General features: G+C 56.3%; 18 protein-coding genes, 3 tRNA genes and 2 pseudogenes. 19 read left to right on the top strand and 4 right to left on the bottom strand.

Annotated elements, in window-relative coordinates:
• Window positions 1-3: 3 nt before the first annotated feature.
• The 11 genes from mutY to BC443_RS09135 all read left to right on the top strand — a co-directional run bounded on the left by mutY (window position 4) and on the right by BC443_RS09135 (window position 6,173).
• Window positions 4-1,089 carry an A/G-specific adenine glycosylase gene (gene mutY / locus BC443_RS09185; protein ID WP_071231536.1) on the top strand — a complete coding sequence of 362 codons (1,086 nt, stop codon included), beginning with the start codon at window positions 4-6 and terminating at the stop codon, window positions 1,087-1,089.
• A 12-nt stretch (window positions 1,090-1,101) separates the two neighbouring features.
• Window positions 1,102-1,374 (top strand): oxidative damage protection protein, encoded by a 273-nt coding sequence (locus BC443_RS09180; RefSeq protein WP_071231535.1) that lies wholly within the window; start codon window positions 1,102-1,104, stop codon window positions 1,372-1,374.
• A gap of 91 nt (window positions 1,375-1,465) precedes the next feature.
• Window positions 1,466-1,541: transfer RNA gene (locus BC443_RS09175), tRNA-Phe, on the top strand.
• A gap of 7 nt (window positions 1,542-1,548) precedes the next feature.
• Window positions 1,549-1,623 (top strand) — tRNA-Gln (locus tag BC443_RS09170).
• 20 nt (window positions 1,624-1,643) lie between these two features.
• A tRNA-Thr gene (locus BC443_RS09165) sits at window positions 1,644-1,719 on the top strand.
• A 156-nt stretch (window positions 1,720-1,875) separates the two neighbouring features.
• Window positions 1,876-2,766, top strand: coding sequence for a ParA family protein (locus BC443_RS09160; RefSeq protein ID WP_071231534.1), 891 nt, complete (start codon window positions 1,876-1,878; stop codon window positions 2,764-2,766).
• Window positions 2,756-4,093 carry a replicative DNA helicase gene (locus BC443_RS09155; protein ID WP_071231533.1) on the top strand — a complete coding sequence of 446 codons (1,338 nt, stop codon included), beginning with the start codon at window positions 2,756-2,758 and terminating at the stop codon, window positions 4,091-4,093. The genes BC443_RS09160 and BC443_RS09155 overlap by 11 nt, the downstream gene beginning before the upstream one ends.
• On the top strand, window positions 4,090-4,398 hold the full coding sequence (locus tag BC443_RS09150; RefSeq protein ID WP_071231532.1) for a hypothetical protein: 309 nt from the start codon (window positions 4,090-4,092) through the stop codon (window positions 4,396-4,398). The genes BC443_RS09155 and BC443_RS09150 overlap by 4 nt, the downstream gene beginning before the upstream one ends.
• Window positions 4,395-5,264, top strand: coding sequence for a DNA adenine methylase (locus tag BC443_RS09145; protein ID WP_071231531.1), 870 nt, complete (start codon window positions 4,395-4,397; stop codon window positions 5,262-5,264). Before BC443_RS09150 ends, BC443_RS09145 begins: the two co-directional genes overlap by 4 nt.
• Window positions 5,257-5,487 (top strand): type II toxin-antitoxin system HicA family toxin, encoded by a 231-nt coding sequence (locus BC443_RS09140; RefSeq protein ID WP_071231530.1) that lies wholly within the window; start codon window positions 5,257-5,259, stop codon window positions 5,485-5,487. The genes BC443_RS09145 and BC443_RS09140 overlap by 8 nt, the downstream gene beginning before the upstream one ends.
• The gene (locus tag BC443_RS09135) at window positions 5,484-6,173 is read left to right on the top strand and encodes a DUF2786 domain-containing protein (protein WP_071231529.1); all 690 of its coding nucleotides are present in this window, start codon (window positions 5,484-5,486) and stop codon (window positions 6,171-6,173) included. The genes BC443_RS09140 and BC443_RS09135 overlap by 4 nt, the downstream gene beginning before the upstream one ends.
• On the opposite strand, the gene BC443_RS09130 is transcribed toward BC443_RS09135, so the two are convergent.
• Both BC443_RS09130 and BC443_RS09125 read right to left on the bottom strand, forming a co-directional pair.
• A complete protein-coding gene (locus BC443_RS09130) occupies window positions 6,146-6,739 on the bottom strand; it encodes a hypothetical protein (RefSeq protein WP_083387306.1) in 594 nt (197 codons plus the stop codon). The two genes, BC443_RS09135 and BC443_RS09130, sit on opposite strands and share 28 nt — an antisense overlap.
• 81 nt (window positions 6,740-6,820) lie before the next feature.
• A pseudogene (locus tag BC443_RS09125) lies at window positions 6,821-7,783 on the bottom strand (IS481 family transposase); the annotation flags it as partial.
• Window positions 7,784-7,796: 13 nt separating this feature from the next.
• Between BC443_RS09125 and BC443_RS09120 the strand changes: the two are divergent.
• Window positions 7,797-8,789: an MFS transporter gene (locus BC443_RS09120; protein ID WP_071231528.1), complete on the top strand. Its 993-nt coding sequence runs from the start codon at window positions 7,797-7,799 to the stop codon at window positions 8,787-8,789.
• Window positions 8,790-9,425: 636 nt separating this feature from the next.
• On the opposite strand, the gene BC443_RS09115 is transcribed toward BC443_RS09120, so the two are convergent.
• Window positions 9,426-10,223, bottom strand: coding sequence for an FCD domain-containing protein (locus tag BC443_RS09115; RefSeq protein ID WP_071231527.1), 798 nt, complete (start codon window positions 10,221-10,223; stop codon window positions 9,426-9,428).
• A gap of 276 nt (window positions 10,224-10,499) precedes the next feature.
• On the opposite strand from BC443_RS09115, the gene puuE reads away from it, so the two are divergent.
• The 7 genes from puuE to BC443_RS09080 are packed head-to-tail and all read left to right on the top strand — an operon-like array spanning window position 10,500 to window position 16,817.
• Window positions 10,500-11,426: an allantoinase PuuE gene (gene puuE / locus BC443_RS09110; RefSeq protein WP_071231526.1), complete on the top strand. Its 927-nt coding sequence runs from the start codon at window positions 10,500-10,502 to the stop codon at window positions 11,424-11,426.
• Window positions 11,427-11,454: 28 nt separating this feature from the next.
• A complete protein-coding gene (locus BC443_RS09105; protein ID WP_071231525.1) occupies window positions 11,455-12,084 on the top strand; it encodes a hypothetical protein in 630 nt (209 codons plus the stop codon).
• Between the two features lie 29 nt (window positions 12,085-12,113).
• Window positions 12,114-12,896 carry an energy-coupling factor transporter transmembrane component T gene (locus BC443_RS09100; RefSeq protein WP_071231524.1) on the top strand — a complete coding sequence of 261 codons (783 nt, stop codon included), beginning with the start codon at window positions 12,114-12,116 and terminating at the stop codon, window positions 12,894-12,896.
• Window positions 12,897-12,900: 4 nt separating this feature from the next.
• The gene (locus BC443_RS09095; protein ID WP_071231523.1) at window positions 12,901-13,782 is read left to right on the top strand and encodes an ABC transporter ATP-binding protein; all 882 of its coding nucleotides are present in this window, start codon (window positions 12,901-12,903) and stop codon (window positions 13,780-13,782) included.
• 5 nt (window positions 13,783-13,787) lie between these two features.
• Complete coding sequence (locus BC443_RS09090) at window positions 13,788-14,636, top strand: energy-coupling factor ABC transporter ATP-binding protein (protein WP_071231554.1); 849 nt, start codon at window positions 13,788-13,790, stop codon at window positions 14,634-14,636.
• Window positions 14,636-15,658: an NAD(P)-dependent oxidoreductase gene (locus BC443_RS09085; protein WP_071231522.1), complete on the top strand. Its 1,023-nt coding sequence runs from the start codon at window positions 14,636-14,638 to the stop codon at window positions 15,656-15,658. The genes BC443_RS09090 and BC443_RS09085 overlap by 1 nt, the downstream gene beginning before the upstream one ends.
• A gap of 4 nt (window positions 15,659-15,662) precedes the next feature.
• A complete protein-coding gene (locus tag BC443_RS09080; protein ID WP_071231521.1) occupies window positions 15,663-16,817 on the top strand; it encodes a sialidase family protein in 1,155 nt (384 codons plus the stop codon).
• A gap of 64 nt (window positions 16,818-16,881) precedes the next feature.
• Here BC443_RS09080 and BC443_RS19075 read toward each other — a convergent pair.
• Window positions 16,882-16,984: pseudogene (locus BC443_RS19075) on the bottom strand (IS481 family transposase); the annotation flags it as partial.
• Window positions 16,985-17,424 lie beyond the last annotated feature (440 nt).

Below are 17,424 nucleotides of genomic sequence, written 5' to 3'. Positions count from 1 at the left end.
CGTTTGGCAGAAATAGCCCTGTCGGCCGAAGCCTTCCGCGAGCGCGTGTTCGACTGGTTCGACGCGCACGGCCGCAAGTCGTTGCCGTGGCAGTACGACAAGACGCCCTACCGGGTCTGGGTCTCGGAGATCATGCTCCAGCAGACCCAGGTCGCCACCGTCATTCCCTACTTCGAGCGCTTCATGGCGCGCTTCCCGGATGTCCACGCACTGGCGCGAGCGCCCCAGGATGAGGTGCTGCACCTGTGGACCGGGCTGGGCTACTACGCCCGCGCCCGCAATCTGCACAAGGCCGCCAAGGTCGTCGTCGACGAGTACGACGGCGAATTCCCGACCCACGATCTCGAGGCGATGACCGCCTTGCCGGGGATTGGCCGCTCGACCGCTGGCGCGATCGTCAGCATCAGCACCGGCCGGCGTGCCGCGATTCTGGACGGCAACGTCAAGCGCGTGCTGGCCCGGCTGCATGCGGTGGAAGGCTGGCCCGGCAAGAACGACGTTCTCGCCCGGCTATGGGAACTGGCGGAGCGCTACACGCCCTCGGAGCGGCTGCCGGACTACACTCAGGCGATGATGGATCTGGGGGCCATGATCTGCACGCGTGGCAAGCCGAGCTGCCTGCTGTGCCCGTTCGAGGATGTCTGCGTGGCGCATGCCCGGGGCGAGGAGCGCCTCTATCCCGGCTCCAAGCCCAGGCGCGAATTGCCGACGCGGCAGACACAGATGTTACTGTTGCAGGACGAGGCTGGTCGGGTGCTGCTGGAGCAGCGTCCGCCCAGCGGCCTGTGGGGCGGCCTGTGGGGCTTCCCTCAGTTCGATGGCGACAGCGAACTGCACGAGTGGCTGGAGCGGTACTGTCGAGGCGTTCATCTCGAAAGCGCCTGGCAGCCGTTCACCCACACTTTTACCCACTTCCGACTGGAGATCACGCCGCGACCGGCGAGGCTTCCGGACCGGAACGCCGCCACGGCGGTGGCCGAATCGAATCGACAGTGGGTCGATCCCGCCGAGCCCGCCAACGTCGGCCTGGCGGCACCGGTCAAGGCGCTGCTGGCGATACTGGCCCAGACGCACGCACTCAACGCATGACAGGAGGTTTTCATGGCGCAGACCGTATTCTGCCGCAAGTACCAGCAGGAACTCGAAGCTCTGGCTTTCCCGCCGCTGCCCGGCGCCAAGGGCCAGGAGATCCAGCAGACCGTCTCCAAACGCGCCTGGGAGGAATGGCAGGCGCTGCAGACTCGGCTGATCAACGAGAAGCATCTCAACATGCTGGAGCCGCAAGCTCGGGAGTATCTGATGACGCAGATGAACCGGTTTTTCGACAATCAGGAAACCGATCACGCCGAAGGATACGTGCCGCCCAGCCAGTGAATTCCGGGCGGTGAAAAAAGAACTCATCTTTTTGAAATAAAAGGGTTGACCCCAAAACGGCTTGCTGGTTAAATGCGTCCCCGTTGGCGAGGGCCAGATAGCTCAGTTGGTAGAGCAGGGGATTGAAAATCCCCGTGTCGGCGGTTCGATTCCGTCTCTGGCCACCATCAATGCTGGGGTATCGCCAAGTGGTAAGGCACCGGTTTTTGGTATCGGCATGCGCAGGTTCGAATCCTGCTACCCCAGCCATCGCTAACGTCTCTATGCTCGCCGACATAGCTCAGTTGGTAGAGCAACTGACTTGTAATCAGTAGGTCCCGGGTTCGACTCCTGGTGTCGGCACCAGAGCTTAGAGATCGAAGCATTGGTTAGAGCGTATCACCTCGCATGATGTGAACGCTCCACCACTTCTCAGCCCCCATCCTGTTTGGCAGTCAACACAAATTGTAGCGTCATTTTCTCTCTGCACTCGTTCCATTCATGATTGGACGAGGTGTAGTTATGCGTGTTTCCGCGACAGTGTGTTCCAAGGGCGGCGTCGGAAAAACCACCACGACGGTCAACCTTGGCGGTCTCTTGGCCGATGCCGGTCTCCGGGTTCTCCTCATAGACCTGGATTCCCAGCCAACCCTCTCTTCCTACTATGAGCTGTCCCAGCCGGCCCCAGGCGGGGTGTACGAGCTGCTCGCGACAGAGCTGGTCGATCTCGATCAGATCATCTCTCACACCGCTATCGCCAATCTAGACATCATCGTCTCCAACGACTATCGGAATCAGTTGCAGCAGTTGTTGCTCAACGCCCCGAACGGTCGCTTCCGGCTGATCGATCTCCTCGATCGTTTCGCCGATCGCTATGATGCCATCCTGATAGACACCCAGGGCGCGCGCTCCGTCATCCTCGAGATGGCCGTGATGGCCGCCGATCGGCTGATCTCTCCCATCGTTCCCGAACTGCTCACCGCCCGCGAATTCGTGCGTGGCACTCAGGGCATGCTCAACGAGCTGCGGGAGCTGGCACGCTATACCCGCTTCGAAGTGCCGCCGGTCTCCATCCTGCTCAACAAGATGACCGACCAGCTCCGCGACGCCCGCGACATCGCCGATAGCATTCGCACCATGTATGCCGAGGTCGAAGACCACGGCATCAGCGTGCTCGAGACGCCGCTGGTCAATCTCTCTGCCTACCGTTCGGCCGCGCTCCAGGGGCTGCCCGTCCATCGGGTCGAGCCTCGAAAACCCTACAGTCGCAAGGCGCCGGCCTGCGCCGACCAGCTCAAGGCCGTGGCGGCCGATCTTTATCCCGAGTGGGCCGACGCCATCCACGCGGTAGGCGCTGTCACTCCCAACGGTAAACCGGGCACCGGGAAATCGGGGGTGGGCCATGTCCATTGAGACCCAACCTCCGACGCCGGTCGAGGCGGAGGCCATGGGGCTTCTTCCGCCGCATAGCATCGACGCTGAGCAGTCCACGCTGGGCGCTTTGATGCTCGACAACACGAAGTGGGAGGACATCTGCGAGATCGTCGACGTCTCAGCTTTCTATCACTATCCGCATCGGCTGATCTTCAAGGCGATGGAGGAGCTATCGCACGACGAGAAGCCACTCGATGTCGTGACACTCTCTGAGCTGCTCGAGCGCGATGGTCATATCGGGACCTGTGGGGGCCTGTCCTATCTGGCCGAGCTGGCTCGCAATACGCCGTCGGCGACCAATGTGGTCGCTTACGCTGGGATTGTTCGTGAGCACCAGCGTCGGCGGCAGCTGGCCAACATGGGCCGCGACCTCAGCCAGCGGGCGCTGGATGGGCAGCAGCTCAGCCAGGCGTTGATCGAGGCCACTGAACGCCAGCTGTTCGAGCTGGCTGAAAACCGGCAAGGCAAGGAAACGGGCATACGTTCCGCGTTGACGGCAGCGATCGATACCATCGATCGGGCCTTCAACGCCAAGGACGGCATCACCGGCACGCCGACCGGCTACAAGGATCTCGACGATCTTACCTGCGGCTGGCAGGACTCCGACCTGATCGTCATCGCTGGTCGCCCCTCGATGGGTAAGACAACACTGGGGATGAACCTCGTCGAGAATGCGCTGGTCGCTACGGCCGGTCGCACCGAGCTGGCCACCGCCCCGATCTTTGTCTTCTCGCTCGAGATGCCCGAGGAGCAGCTGATGCTGCGTCTCATGGCGAGCATGGGACGGCTGGACATGAGCAAACTGCGCTCGGGACAGCTCGACGACGGTGGCTGGGAAAAGCTGACCTCGGCCACCAATCGCATACTCGGGTTCGAGGAACGTCTGTTCGTCGATGACTCCAGCGTCCTCTCCGCGACCTCGCTCAAGTCGCGCGCCCGCCGGCTGATGCGCCGACACGGAAAGCCTGCCCTGATCCTGATCCTCAAAGCCACGGCCAAGGGTCTCAACTGCCCAGTGGTGGCGCTCTCGCAGCTCAACCGCACGCTGGAAAATCGTCCCAACAAACGTCCCTGCATGGCCGACCTGTGCGACTCCGGCGCAATCGAGCAGGATGCCGACGTCATCGGCTTCGTCTACCGCGATGAGGTCTACAACACCGATAACCCAGATAACAAGGGCCTTGCGGAGTTGATCATCGGCAAACAGTGCAACGGTCCCACCGGCACAGTGCATCTCACGTTCGTGGGTACGAGCACCCGCTTCGAGTCTCTGGCGTGGAAGCAGGTGCAGGAGGGACGGTCATGAGCTTTTCCTCCGATCGTATCCAGCACTCCTTAGAGCGCCTCATCGAAGTGGCGTCTGGCAGTAGCGGGCAATCGCATCATGTTCGCCGGCTGCTTCTCGGCATTTTCAACGCCTACGACTGGCCGTTCGAGCTGAACCGACTGCGTGCCCTGGATCTCGATCTCGTCCAGGACGCTCTCAATCTCATTGCCGCCTCAGTGACGGCTCCCGAAGAGATACATGCCGCAATACCGGACGGGGATCGAATTTTCCAGGCGTTCTGGAAGATCGAGGCCGAGCAGAATCAGCGGGAGGTAGGGCAATGAACCTTCACGCCCCCCTGATGCGTTATCACGGGGGCAAGTTCCGTCTGGCGCCCTGGATCATGGCGCACTTTCCTCCGACCTCCGCCTTCGATGTCTATGTCGAGTCCTTTGGCGGGGCTGCGGGTGTCCTCCTGCAGAAGCCGCGCAGCTACGCCGAGGTCTACAACGACCTGGATGGCGATGTCGTCAATCTGTTCAAGGTGCTCCGCAGTTTCGAGCAGTGCCAGTGCCTCATTGAGCAGATCGCGCTTACCCCCTATGCGCGTGGCGAATTCGAGCATGCCTGGGACCGTGCCCCGGATCCGGTCGAGCGCGCTCGACGTCTGCTGATCCGTGCCCATATGGGCTTCGGCTCCGCCGGCGCGACCCGGGGCAACTCTGGCTTCCGCACCGATACCCGACGTGCCCATGGCACGACACAACACCACTGGCAGCGTTTGCCCAGCGTGATCGGTGTCGTAGCCGAACGTCTGTCGGGTGTGCTGATCGAGAACCGCGATGCCTTGACCGTCATTGCCCAGCATGACTCCCCGCGCACGCTTCACTACGTCGATCCCCCTTATCTCGAGGAGACCCGACAGAAGGAACACCGGCGTGTTTATCGCCATGAGCTGAGCGATCAGCGTCATATCGAACTGCTCGATCACCTTCGGCTCGTTCAGGGCTACGTGATCCTCTCTGGCTACGACGCCGACCTCTATCGCGAGTCGCTCAGGGATTGGCGCATGGCTCGCCGGCATGTGCAGGCGTCGGCTCAGCGGGGTTCAGGGCAGCGCACCGAGTGCCTGTGGCTTAATCCGCGTGCGGCGGAGTGGGCCGGTCAGATGGAACTCAACCTTCCCCACCAGGAGGTGGCTCATGCCTGACACGCTGCCGATTCGCTGCTCGACGCGCGCGCTGAAGCGCGTCGTGCGTTACGCCGTCGAACACGGTTGGTTTGTAGAGCGCACCCGTGGTGGCCATGTCCGTTTCATCAAGCCGGGCTGTCCGCCCGTGTTCACCGGATTTTCACCCAGCGACGCGCGTGCCGAGAAGAACGCACTGGCACGGCTGCGCCGGGTGCAGCGACAAGAGGAGAGCGAAGCATGATTCCCGATCGCATCCTTCGCAAGATCGAGCGTTGCCTGGCGCTGTCACGCTCGGCCAATGAGCACGAGGCCGGCACGGCGCTACGTCAGGCCCAGCATTTGATGGACGAGTACGGCGTCAGCGAGATCGATGTCGCGGCGTCGACCATTGACCGAGTGGCCGTCAAGTCGCCGACCGGACGCAAGCCTCCGCGCTGGCTCGACCATCTGGCCACCCTAAGCAATGCCGCCTTCGGTACCGCCACTGTCTACGAGCCGCGCCCGACATTCGAGGGCTGGCAAGGCTACTTCGCGTTCTTGGGCGAGGCGAGCCAGGTGCGCATCGCGGCCTATGCCTTCGAGGTGCTGCAGCGTCAGCTGATCGCCGATCGCAAGGCGTTCCTGAACGGCATGAACAAGCGTGCCAAGCGCATCACCAAGATCCGCCGGGCCGATGCCTATGCCCTGGCATGGGTTGCGGGCGCTTTCGAACACATCGTGCCGGTGCAGAAGACCGAGGAGGTCATCGCAGCGATCGAGCACTTCCAGCAGCGCTTTTATCCCCAGCTCGAGGCGATGGACGCCATCGATCGAGGCCAGCGCCGCGACGATCAGCGGGCGATGGCCAGGGGCTATGCCGCCGGCCGCAATGCCCGCCTGCATGGCGCTGTCGATCGTGATCAATACAAGGAGCTGCCCCATGGCTGAGATCGTTGCTTTTCCGACACGTGAGTCCAATGACCACGGGATGGAGCGGTACCTGCGGGGGCGGGAGTGTCTGGTCCTGGGGCTGCTCGACCCGTTCGCCGGATCTTCTTCGCGGCACGGTTGGCCACCTTGGCCAGCGTGCGCGTCGGCGCGACGCCGATCGAGACAGGAATGCCGGTGTATTGCTTCACTTGGCGGCGCAGTTCCCGGGCGTGGTCTTCGAGCTGGCCGGGGGCGAAACCGTCGAAGTTCACCCAGCATTCGTCGATGGAGTACGGGTCGATGCCGGCGCTGAATTCTTCCAGCACCGCTTGCACGCGGCTGCTGATATCGCCGTAGAGCTCGTAGTTGCTGGAGAACAGGGTGATCTCGCCGCGGGCGACCTGTTCCTTCAGATAGTGGGCCGGGATGCCCATCTTGACGCCGAGCGCTTTCAGCTCGTTGCTCAGCGCGATGACGCAGCCGTCGTTGTTGCTCATGACGCCGACGGGCTGGCCGTTCAGGTGCGGTTTGAACAGGCGTTCGCAGCTGACGTAGAACGAGTTGCAGTCGACGATGGCGATCATACGGGGAACTCGATGTGATTCGAGCGCACGACGCCCCAGATCTGGGATTCGACGCCGTTCAGGGGAATCGGCGGGTAGCGGTTACCGCCGGAGCAGAGCAGCTGCCATTGCCCCCGCTCGATCCATTTCTTGACCGTGAACTCGCCTTCTGTCGGGTCCCGTGTGATTGATAATCCGCTTGGTAAATAACTCTGGCCGTTTGGCCTGCCATTCCTTCATTGCTGCGATCGGTGATAGATGGTGCAGCGCCTTCTGCGGAATATGGTGATTGTACAGCCAAGAGTAGCGCGTGAGCGTCTGTTCCAGATCCTCGCCTGATGCATAGTGCCGAGTCGCCAGCACATCGCTGATACGGCCATTGAAGCGCTCCACCATTCCGTTCGTCTGCGGGCGCCCCGGCTTGATCAGGCGGTGTTCGATACCATGGGCCTGGCACTCCTGGTCAAAGGGGTGGCGTCCGCTGGGCTTGCGCTCATCCGCCCGTGTGAAGCGATCGGTGAACGACTTGCCGTTGTCGGTCAGCACCGTCTGGATCGTGAAGGGGGCCTTCTCCTTCATCCGCTTCATGAAGGCCCGCGCATCCTTCGCGGACTGACTGCTTCGGATCTCCAGATAGACCCAGCGCGTGGCACGGTCGATGGCGACGTACAGGTAGCGCTTCTGCTGCTCGTCGGGCATCTGGGGCAGGTGCTTGATGTCGATGTGTACGTAGCCGGGCTCGTAGATCTTGAAGGGCTTATGTCGAGGCTTCTCGTCCCCGCCGGCGTCCTGTCTCGCCAGTTCCATCAGTGTCGGCACCTCGCGCCGCTTGAGCATGCGATGCAGGCCGGAACGAGACAACCGGGGATTCAGGAACTCACGCGCCACGACGAGCAGATCATCCAAGCCGAGGCGGAGGAATTCGCGGGCTGCGATCAGCACCTCTTCCTGTTCGGAAGTCAGAGTGGCCAACAGGTTGTGACGCGTGTGCGGTCGGTCATGGACATCGTCCCGGTACCGCCAGCGCCGGATGGTCGCGGTGGCAACGCCATACTGACGGGCCAGCTCGCTATCCGTGATGCTGAAGAAGCTCCCTGGCTGTCAGCAGAGGATAACTCCTGTAAGCGATTTGATTATCCGGGACCCTACAACTAGGGATTCGGGCGAAAAGGGACAGCTCAACAGTTATCGCGCTATCGGTAGATCGATTGGTACCATCATCGTCGGTGCCCTGACCCTGCCGCTGGCTCGCTATCTTGGTGACGGTGACCTGAGTACCGGTTTTCCGGTTGTCATGGGGGTCTACTCCATCATTGGTATAGTGCTTTTCTGGTTGGTGTTCAAAAACTGTCATGAGCGCACTTCGGTACCTGCAGCCGCCACCCACAAGGGTAGTATCGTCAGCGATATCAAAAAAATGGTCACCAACAGGTACTGGTTGATCATAGCCTTAAACTCCGTCGTCTGGTTTGCACGGCAGGGTGTCATGAATGGAGTCCTGATTTACTACGTTAAATACGTGCTGGGAGAGCCCCAATCGGTTTATATCTATATCACCATTTTGAATGTGGCCAATCTGGCCGGGGGGGTGCTGGCACTGACCTTGCTGAAGCGTTACAGCAGTCGGAACTCCAGTATACTGATGTATATGCTGGCCATTGTTTTTCTGGCCCTCGCTTATTTTTCCGGCGGTGGGCAACATGTCTATGCTTTTGGTTTTGCCTTTTTTATGGCTAGTTTCATGATTGGCTTTGGCGATCCAGCCAACTTGACGATGTTGGGAGATGTGATTGATTATCATGAGTGGAAACATAAGAAAGAGTCTCAGGGCACGCTTTACTCGGGTTACAGCTTCGCTCTCAAATTTGGAAGCGCCATCGGGGCAGCTTTTGTGGGCTACTTTCTGGGTCTTGCGGGTTATGACCCCGAGATGATCACTCCCCAGGTAAAGGATGCAATAACAACACTTCTATTCATTATTCCTATAGCGCTGACGGTGGTTCAGATAATTATTCTGTATAGTTACAGGCTTGAAAAACAGCATCCCGAAATTGTTTCTGGCTCGGCATAATTCATTAAGGCTGAATCGCAACGCGTAAGCTGGCACTAGCCTCGCCGCTGCTATGAGCCCGTCTCTGCTGGTGGGGTAATGCATCGTTGGCGCGGCAGCCATACATTCAGTCACTGCCATCGGTTGCTATAGACTGATTGATTGGCCTCCGCCGGATTTGGGGCGGGCGTGAGGGCTGGCTTACGCTGGTGCTGGTCCTGGATTGCCGTGCTCGGCTGCTGGACTGTCATCTGTTCCATTGCGGCAAGGTTAGTGTTGCCATGGTACTTTTAAGCAGATGCAGGTTCATCCCAATTGCTCATTGGCACGAGGGTAAGTCCCGTTTCCACTGCGTACTGACAACGGCTTGGTTATTATGAGTCATGGTATACGATGAGGAGTTATGGCTCGCGCTAGGAATTTATCGCCTGTCATTGTCAACGGAATAGCATGGCCGAGCTTTTAATTTCTGGATGCTGTAAGAGCAATGTGTCCGCCGCCACCGCCACCGCCACCGCCACCGCCGCTTCGTGGCGCTGCGCCATGCCACGCGAGTGATCGAGGATGGGTCCATTTTTCAATCACCGAGCGTTCTTCATCAGGCGCTCGGAAACTCCTTCTCCGCACACACGTTGGCTTCACTAATCATAGCTTGTTTTACAATGACCCTGATGATCCGGTAGGACCACTGACCGCATCCATCCAGGAAAGCAAACGAGTTATAATGGAAGCGTTGTCCCCCACGATGGACTTTTCCCCAGCCTTGATCATGCTATCAAAGTGTTCGTCAACAGCTTGTTCCGCCGCCTTGGCGTCCCGAGCAACGATGGCATCGACAATTTTCTGGTGCTCATCGACCACACAAGACTGATGCAAATGACCACACAAAACTATGTCAAGAACTGCTTCTACGCGGTCGAGGTGTGGTGCAAGTACAAGACCTGTCAAGATTTTGAGCATTCGGTTCGGGGCAATGGCAGCAATCTTTCTATGTAAGTCGAGCCCAGGCTGAGTGGCCATTTGTTCGGTGCCAAGGGCCTCCCGATGCTTTTTTAGAAGAGCCTGTAGTGCCTTTATGTCCTCGGTAGTGGCATGAGTGGCTGCGCTCGCAGCGGCTGCACTTTCGACAGCTTTCCTGGCATAGAGCAGGTCGAGCACGTCTTGGACGCTCCGTACATCGACGACACGACTTATAGGTGATTTTGAGGGGGATGAATATTCGAACTCTGCAAGTTGCTCTCGACCTGCAGGCGAAATAACCCTTCCCTTCGTTCCCAAAGAAATCGCCCAGCCGCGTTCATTAAGCTCTCGTAGACGTCGCGATATGGAGGATTCGCTCATATTGAGACCCATTTCTTCCAAAGCTTGCTGCGCTGATCTGGTGCCAATTGGCGCTGAACTGCTAGCCAACACAGCCATCAGGGCATGGAGCGTCCCTTCACGGTCGTATGCCATCAAACTCCCTCGCTTTCGATACTTTTTTAGTTCACCAAGATGGCAGAGGTTAGTCAATTACGATCAAACTTTCCACTCCTAGAGGAACCATAAGCCCCAGAGCCAGCATAGCTTCATGATATTTATGTGGCTCGAGAAGGGAGCTTCTGGATGTGTAAGAAGAAAGGGTGTTGACAGATGACAGTCGCCTGACTAGATTGACGCCTATGTAGTCATAAATGACAAGCCATCGTCAGGATGGTTTTTGCCCTGGAGAGAGCTAGTAGAGGAGAAGGCATGTATCTTCGTGATCTTATTGGGTACGAGCGTAACGTTCCGGACCCCCGCTGGCCGAGCGGTGCGCGCGTCGCAGTCCAGTTCGTCATCAACTATGAAGAAGGTGGAGAACATTCTGTGCTCCATGGTGATTCACATTCCGAGGCGTTCCTCACTGAGGAACCGACGAAGGGAATTCCGCATCTCCGCAACCTCAACGTGGAGTCGCAATACGAGTACGGCTCACGTGTAGGCTTCTGGCGTCTACACCGAGCCTTCACTGAGCGTAACATTCCCGTCACTGTATTCGGCATTGCAGAAGCCATGGCAAAGAACCCCGAAGCAGTAGCCGCAATGAAGGAAGCACATTGGGAGATCGCCTCTCACGGGTTGCGGTGGATCGACTATTCTGAAATGGGGGAGCAACAGGAGCGGGACCACATTACTCGCGCAATTGAGTTGCATGAACAGGTGACTGGCGCACGTCCCCGAGGTTGGTATACCGGGCGAATGTCACCCAATACGCGACGGCTTATTCACGAAGCGGGGGAGTTCCTCTACGACTCGGATTCCTTCGCGGATGATCTACCTTACTGGGTGGATGTCGATGGGAGTTCTAAACTAGTCATTCCATACACGCTGGACAATAACGATGGCAGGTATGTGAATGGTTATGGGTTCCAAATGAGCAGCTTTTCCGCATACCTAAAAGGGGCGTTCGATCTTCTCTATGAGGAAGGCCGGGAATCGCCCAAGATGATGAGTATAGGCCTTCACAACCGCTTGAGTGGCCGGCCTGGACGAGCATCTGACCTTTTGAAGTTCCTTGACTATGTCGCCGAAAAGGATGGCGTATGGCTCACTCGCAGGGTTGATATTGCAAAACACTGGCATACCCATCATTCTCCACGACACACAAAAAGCGTTACTTCTGATGTGAAGAAATAACGTTAAGTCATTTAAAGAGGGAAGAAAAATGCGCAACGAAAAGGTATCAACAAAAACAAAGTGGAGCGTTCTTCCGAATTGGAAGTTCATGCTCTTTCCCCGTGACACGAAGACAATCATTACTTGCGTCTTCCTGGGGCTATGCATGGCTGTGGTCCTCCAGATAACAGAGCGGCTAGATCTGGCGTTGACTGGCGGCGCCGTCCCTATTGTGTCTGCTATCGTTGTGTGTGCTATTTGGGTACCATCGGCGACTTTCTTCGGGTTGACAGGAGCGCTGATCACCGCATGGATTAACCCAATTATTTCTAACCTTACGGCTTCTCAGCCGATGGCACCTTTTTTATTCCTGACGAATATTTCGCATACTGTGCCTATCGCGATTCTCGTGTGGCTCATGAAGTCGAAGCATCGAGGACTTAAATTATGGGAGGTTATCCTGATCGGCCAGGTTGGCGGTATCTTTGACGCTATGATGTTCGGTGTCGGAAACCGAGTCATTTTGCATCTCCCTTGGGACTTCATAGTCATCCAGATCCTCATCGTTCAGCCCTGCTATCTGCTTGGCAGCTTTATCACCTATGGAATCATGAAACGCCTTTTGAAAACTGGGCTTGTTTCTAAAGGGCAGGAGTCTGCCAGGTCGTCGGATATTTGACCTGAATTTCAAAAGGATAAAGGTGGAAAATGCTGTATAAACGAGGAAATACGATATTTCATCGCGCCGACCCTAGAGTGAAAATTCTGATGGTGGTGGTGGTCTTGGCCTTAGCCTTGACGACAACTCGCATTGATGCTTTGGTCACTCTTACCGTAAGCGTTATCGTAGGGCTCTGTATCTTCGCTAGCCTTACTCCGAAAAAGTATTGGAGAGCGATCGCCCTTGTCGTGCCTCTGATTATTCTTCTGACTTTACTTCAATCACTGCTTCAGCCTGGCGACCCGCTTTTTAAGATTGGTTCGGTCGACTTCTCTGAAAGTGGAATCATGCTTGGTCTTGGAATAGGTATTCGGCTTCTGGCGATGGGCATCTGCTTCTACGGATTCTCAGTAACGACGAGCCCTTCCGATATTTCGCTAGCTCTGCATAAAATGGGAGTACCGTATAAGTTTGCATATCTGACTAGCTTTGCTTTTAGATTCCTGCCGTTGATGCAGGACGAGGCGAGAACACTTCTTACAGCAATGGCAGTTCGCGGGTCTTCGGATGGGGCTTCTGCGAACCCCGTCAGGCGTGGGAAGGCTATTGTCCGTATGTTATTTCCTATGCTCGTAGGATCCATGAAACGAAGCGGTGAGATTTCTCTTTCGATGGCATTGAGGGGGTATGAACTTCGAGGGACTAGAACCTACTATCGGGCGCTCAAGCTCCGTGTAAGTGACTGTATTTTTATTCTGGGCGTAGTACTCATCGCAGCGGCAATCATTGCACTCCAGGTGTACTTCAACGAGCCGATCATAGGAGCTTAGGAGAATGATAAAACGAGAACCAGTGATCGTAGTCGATGGACTAACACTCCGCTACTCAGGAGCTGAACAACGCGCTTTGGACTCCGTGTCGTTCGAGGTCGGAAAGGGTGAGGTGTTCGGGATTCTGGGCTCAACCGGTGCTGGAAAGTCGACATTACTAAAAGTACTCGCCGGGGTAATTCCACACCACGAGCAGGAGGCTGCATATCGTGGCCGTATTGAGATGCTGGGTAAGAGTCTCGATGAATACGGAGGGCTCTCGGATATTGCATCGAACGTGGGGTTAGTCCTCCAAGACCCTGAGGTTCAACTTGTTAATACCATGGTGCGCGAGGAACTGACATGGGGAATGGAGAATAAAGGAGTCCCGGTCAGAGAGATGCAACATCGCCTCGATAGGGCGGCCAAGCTCTTCGATATCGAAGAACTTCTCGATCGTTTCACGCATGCTCTTTCAGGCGGGCAGAAGCAGCGCGTCGTAGTGGCTTCGATCTTCTGCCTCAATCCTGCATTGATCCTTCTGGACGAACCCACTTCTGAATTGGATCCCGCAGGCACCGAGAGTGTTATGGAAGCCATCCGCTTATTAGCCGCAGAAGGAGTGACTGTGGTTCTGGTGGAACACAAGGTGGAGGAGTTGGCGCTTTACGCTGACCGGCTGATGGTGCTGGACAAAGGAAAAGTGGCAGATATCGGTACTCCGCGCGAAGTGTTCACAGGAGATCAAGCGCCTTACCGGCCACAGGTACTAGAAATAGCTCTCGGCCTTAAGGCTCTCTCATCTTGGCCATCTGAAACGCTTCCCCTGAGCCTAGATGAAGCGGTTGAGATTTGGGGTTCGGTTACATCCCAAGATTCCCCAGAGAGTCAGGAGGTGGCACGGTGAGGAAAATGAGTGTTATTGACATTCAGAACATAGAGCATAATTACAGTGGTAATGTGCATGCACTCACTGGAATCAACCTGTCCATCACTCGAGGAGAGTTCGTCGCCATTATTGGCAAGAATGGTTCTGGAAAGACGACTCTAGCCAAACACTTCAATGGGCTTCTCAAACCCACTAACAAGAACGGTCAGGTCTTTCTGCGTGGGGTTGACGACGAGTGCTTCTCCACTCAGGGCGTTCCCCTTCATAAACTTGCCTCAACAGTCGGCTATGTCTTCCAGAACCCGGACCGGCAGATTTTTCATGACACGTGCCGAGAGGAGTTGGAATTCGGCCTGAGAAATATTGACGTTCCTGGAGACACCTGGGTAGCGCGAGTCGAGGAGACTCTGCGGCTTGTAGGCCTTGCAGGTCGGGAGGAGGCCAATCCAGTCCACCTTAGCCGGGGTGAGCGTCAACGTTTGGCCATTGCCTCCACTCTGGTAATGGCCCCTCAGATAGCTGTGATTGACGAGCCGACGACTGGACAAGATTTGGACGAGGGCAGAGTAATTCTGGATTTTCTCGCCAATTTCAACCGCAATGGGAAGACGGTGGTCATTATCTCCCATGATATGGCGCTCGTTGCTAGCTATGCCTCTCGAGTCATCGCGATGAAAAGTGGTCAGGTTCTAGCGGACGGCACTCCACACGACGTATTCAGTCGCCCCGAGGTTCTCGAAGGAACCAATGTGCGCCCTCCGCAAGCAGCAGTGTTAGCTAACCGGCTTGGGTACCACGGGGTGCTTACAGTTCAAGAAGCAATAGACTCGCTCTCCGCTGACCGTACTTCTCATCCGAGAGGAAAAGCGTAATGCGCTATTTTATTACTGGTGCTCGTGGATTCGTTATGAGTGTGTTTATTAAACGGATTCTCGACAAGTTTCCTCAGGCTAGTATTACGGCTATCGATGTATCAAAGCCAGACGATCTTCTGATCTGTTACTTGGGCCCTGATGTGCACCGAGTGGACTTCCATCAGATGGATATACGAGATCAAGATGCTATTGAGGCTGTCCTCACAGTTGCGCAACCTGAAGTCGTCATCCATGGTGCCACCGTGACCCATGTTCCTGAATGGGAAGAGGTAGACCCCTCACGGTACATTGATGTCAACGTTATGGGCACAGTCCGACTAATGGAAGCCGTTCGTAAGAGTTCTTGCGTGCGCCGAATCGTCCATGCTTCCAGTGCGGCCGTGTACGGAGGGGGGAAAGGAGTAGAGAACCCCATTCCCGAACGGGCTCCGACCATGCCAGACGAGATGTACGGAATCAGCAAGACTGCTGCTGAAATGATCGTTAACCGGTATGGCGAACTCTATAACCTTGAGACACCAACAGCCAGATTCACGAAAGTCTTTGGTCCCATGGAACGTCCCAGTCCTGGGCGTGCCTCAATGTCCTTACCTTTCCATCTCGCGTCAGCGGTAGTCTCGGGCTCTCCTGTGACACTAAGTGAACGAAGTATGCATGCCAGCGGGGATTGGATTAGCGCGGTCGATGTAGCGGAGGCCCTAGTCACGCTATCAAGCGCTGAACAGGTGAGGTCTACTACCTATCATCTTGCCTCGGGCATCCTCACGCCAGTGAAAGACCTCATAGCCATGTTCGACGCGGAGGCCATTTTAGCTCTTGCCGATAAAGCTGATGTAGACCTTGACCCCGACTCGATTTCAGGAAAGAACGGGGCTTATCAGATTAGTTCTGCGCGTCAAGATCTTAATTGGATACCTCGGCCTTTGAGCGAACAGATTTCTGAGTATATCGAGTGGTTCCGGAACAACCCCGACGTTCTCGCCCCTCATCTGAAGCCTTCAGCTAGCCAAGGAAAATAAGCACATGACAAATATCGGAGCCATGACTCCCGCCAATATTCTGATTCGACCCGAGGAAATGAGGTTTCAGGATAACTTTCGTAAATGGCAAGGTATCCCCTCGATCGAAAGAACACCGACGGGGCGTCTCTACGCCAACTGGTATACAGGAATGGAAACTGAACGTGGTGGAAACTTCGTCGTGGTCAGCATCAGCGATGATGAAGGTGAAAACTGGCAAAGCGTTGAGCTCGTGGTTGAGCACGACGACCCGGAGGTCCGGTGCTATGACCCCTGCCTCTGGTCCGATCCGCAGGGAAGGATGTGGCTGACCTGGAACCAGAGCAGAGAGTTTTTTGACGGAAGGGTCGGTGTCTGGGTCTCGACCTCCAATAATCCCGATGATGATATCCCCTCCTGGTCGGCACCACGAAGGATCGCCAACGGCATCATGATGAATAAGCCTATTGCGACGACGGCGGGCGATTGGCTGTTTCCATGTGCTATCTGGTCCGACCACGAACCCACGGAAAAGCATCCTGGGCTTGCCAACGAGCGCTTTTCAAACGTTTACGCGACATCTGACCAGGGGGAAACCTTTGCGTACCGGGGCAGCGCTGATGTACCCAATAGACAGTTCGATGAACACATGATCGTCGAAAGGCAGGATGGCACGTTGTGGATGCTAGTCCGCTGCTACGACGGCATCGGAGAGGCATTCTCTCAGGACGGAGGCCGGACTTGGTCAGATGGCCGGAAGAGCCATGTTGACGGACCATGCTCTAGATTCCATATCAGGCGCCTGAAGTCTGGGAGGCTTCTAATGATCAACCACAACGGATTCGACTGCCGACTGAGCAAAGAAGAGGTCGCTTCCCAGGGAGATGTCAAGACTTGGAAAGGTAGAACAAATCTCACAGCAATGATCAGCGAAGACGATGGAGCTACCTGGCCCTACACGCTACTACTGGATGCCAGAGACGACGTCTCCTATCCCGATGCAACAGAAGGCGAGGACGGCTCCATCTTTGTAATTTATGATTGGCAGCGGATGACGGAGCGGAAGATCTACATGGCCCGGTTCAAGGAAGAGGACGTAGTGCAAGGGCGACTGGTCAATCCTCGCTCGAAACTCCAGATGCTTGTGAATGTCGCCATTGCTCAAGAGGAGCATATGTGAGTCTCGCTCCCAATCTGTTATAGGCCCAAAGATAATCTTTCAAGTGGGACTGGGCTGATACCGTGAAGTGATGACAACGCCCGGGTCGTTGCCTTCATGATTGTGCACCTCATTCGTTCGACCTGTCCGTTGCTCCAGGGATGGAAGGGCTTCGTCAGGCGGTGCTCGAAGTTGTGACGTAACAGACCATATCGCAGGTATGTGGCCTGTGGACTCCTGCCTTGGCCTTCTTCGTGAACTGCAAGTCATAGTTCTTGCAGAACCTTAGTCGGAGACAGACATCGTGGCGGCATCAGCCCCGAGGCCTTCGAGAAGGTCTCCTCGTGGGGGCGGGGGTTTAGGCATTGGAGTAAGTCGACATCTCAGCCAACATAAAAAGGGCGGTAGTTTTTTAGTATGCTTGTCTTCTGCTTCAGCCGCTTGCAGCGAGCCTACAACTCGTGAATTCGTCTTTGTTCTAGCTTCAGCGCTTTTCCTTTGATTCACGTCTACTACCTGCCGAACGTTGATTACGAGTCTGAGCCTGAGGCGGACTAAGCCTCGAAGAAGTCTTCGCGGGAGATCACCAATTGCTGCAGACCAACCTACCAAAAAGTCACGTCATTGT

Origin of the sequence: Salinicola sp. MIT1003 (assembly GCF_001858555.1) — a bacterium.
Classification (GTDB): Bacteria; Pseudomonadota; Gammaproteobacteria; order Pseudomonadales; family Halomonadaceae; genus Salinicola; species Salinicola salarius.
The sequence above is the reverse complement of the archived record's forward strand: the minus strand, read 5'-3'. Positions and strand labels throughout refer to the sequence as shown.

Bases quoted from the DNA above. Each gene is read 5' to 3' on its own strand.
- BC443_RS09180 (WP_071231535.1), top strand. From the start codon at position 1,102: ATGGCGCAGACCGTATTCTGCCGCAAGTACCAGCAGGAACTCGAAGCT.
- BC443_RS09160 (WP_071231534.1), top strand. From the start codon at position 1,876: ATGCGTGTTTCCGCGACAGTGTGTTCCAAGGGCGGCGTCGGAAAAACC.
- BC443_RS09155 (WP_071231533.1), top strand. From the start codon at position 2,756: ATGTCCATTGAGACCCAACCTCCGACGCCGGTCGAGGCGGAGGCCATG.
- BC443_RS09150 (WP_071231532.1), top strand. From the start codon at position 4,090: ATGAGCTTTTCCTCCGATCGTATCCAGCACTCCTTAGAGCGCCTCATC.
- BC443_RS09145 (WP_071231531.1), top strand. From the start codon at position 4,395: ATGAACCTTCACGCCCCCCTGATGCGTTATCACGGGGGCAAGTTCCGT.
- BC443_RS09140 (WP_071231530.1), top strand. From the start codon at position 5,257: ATGCCTGACACGCTGCCGATTCGCTGCTCGACGCGCGCGCTGAAGCGC.
- BC443_RS09135 (WP_071231529.1), top strand. From the start codon at position 5,484: ATGATTCCCGATCGCATCCTTCGCAAGATCGAGCGTTGCCTGGCGCTG.
- BC443_RS09130 (WP_083387306.1), bottom strand. From the start codon at position 6,739: ATGATCGCCATCGTCGACTGCAACTCGTTCTACGTCAGCTGCGAACGC.
- BC443_RS09120 (WP_071231528.1), top strand. From the start codon at position 7,797: ATGCTGAAGAAGCTCCCTGGCTGTCAGCAGAGGATAACTCCTGTAAGC.
- BC443_RS09115 (WP_071231527.1), bottom strand. From the start codon at position 10,223: ATGGCATACGACCGTGAAGGGACGCTCCATGCCCTGATGGCTGTGTTG.
- puuE (WP_071231526.1), top strand. From the start codon at position 10,500: ATGTATCTTCGTGATCTTATTGGGTACGAGCGTAACGTTCCGGACCCC.
- BC443_RS09105 (WP_071231525.1), top strand. From the start codon at position 11,455: ATGCGCAACGAAAAGGTATCAACAAAAACAAAGTGGAGCGTTCTTCCG.
- BC443_RS09100 (WP_071231524.1), top strand. From the start codon at position 12,114: ATGCTGTATAAACGAGGAAATACGATATTTCATCGCGCCGACCCTAGA.
- BC443_RS09095 (WP_071231523.1), top strand. From the start codon at position 12,901: ATGATAAAACGAGAACCAGTGATCGTAGTCGATGGACTAACACTCCGC.
- BC443_RS09090 (WP_071231554.1), top strand. From the start codon at position 13,788: ATGAGTGTTATTGACATTCAGAACATAGAGCATAATTACAGTGGTAAT.
- BC443_RS09085 (WP_071231522.1), top strand. From the start codon at position 14,636: ATGCGCTATTTTATTACTGGTGCTCGTGGATTCGTTATGAGTGTGTTT.
- BC443_RS09080 (WP_071231521.1), top strand. From the start codon at position 15,663: ATGACAAATATCGGAGCCATGACTCCCGCCAATATTCTGATTCGACCC.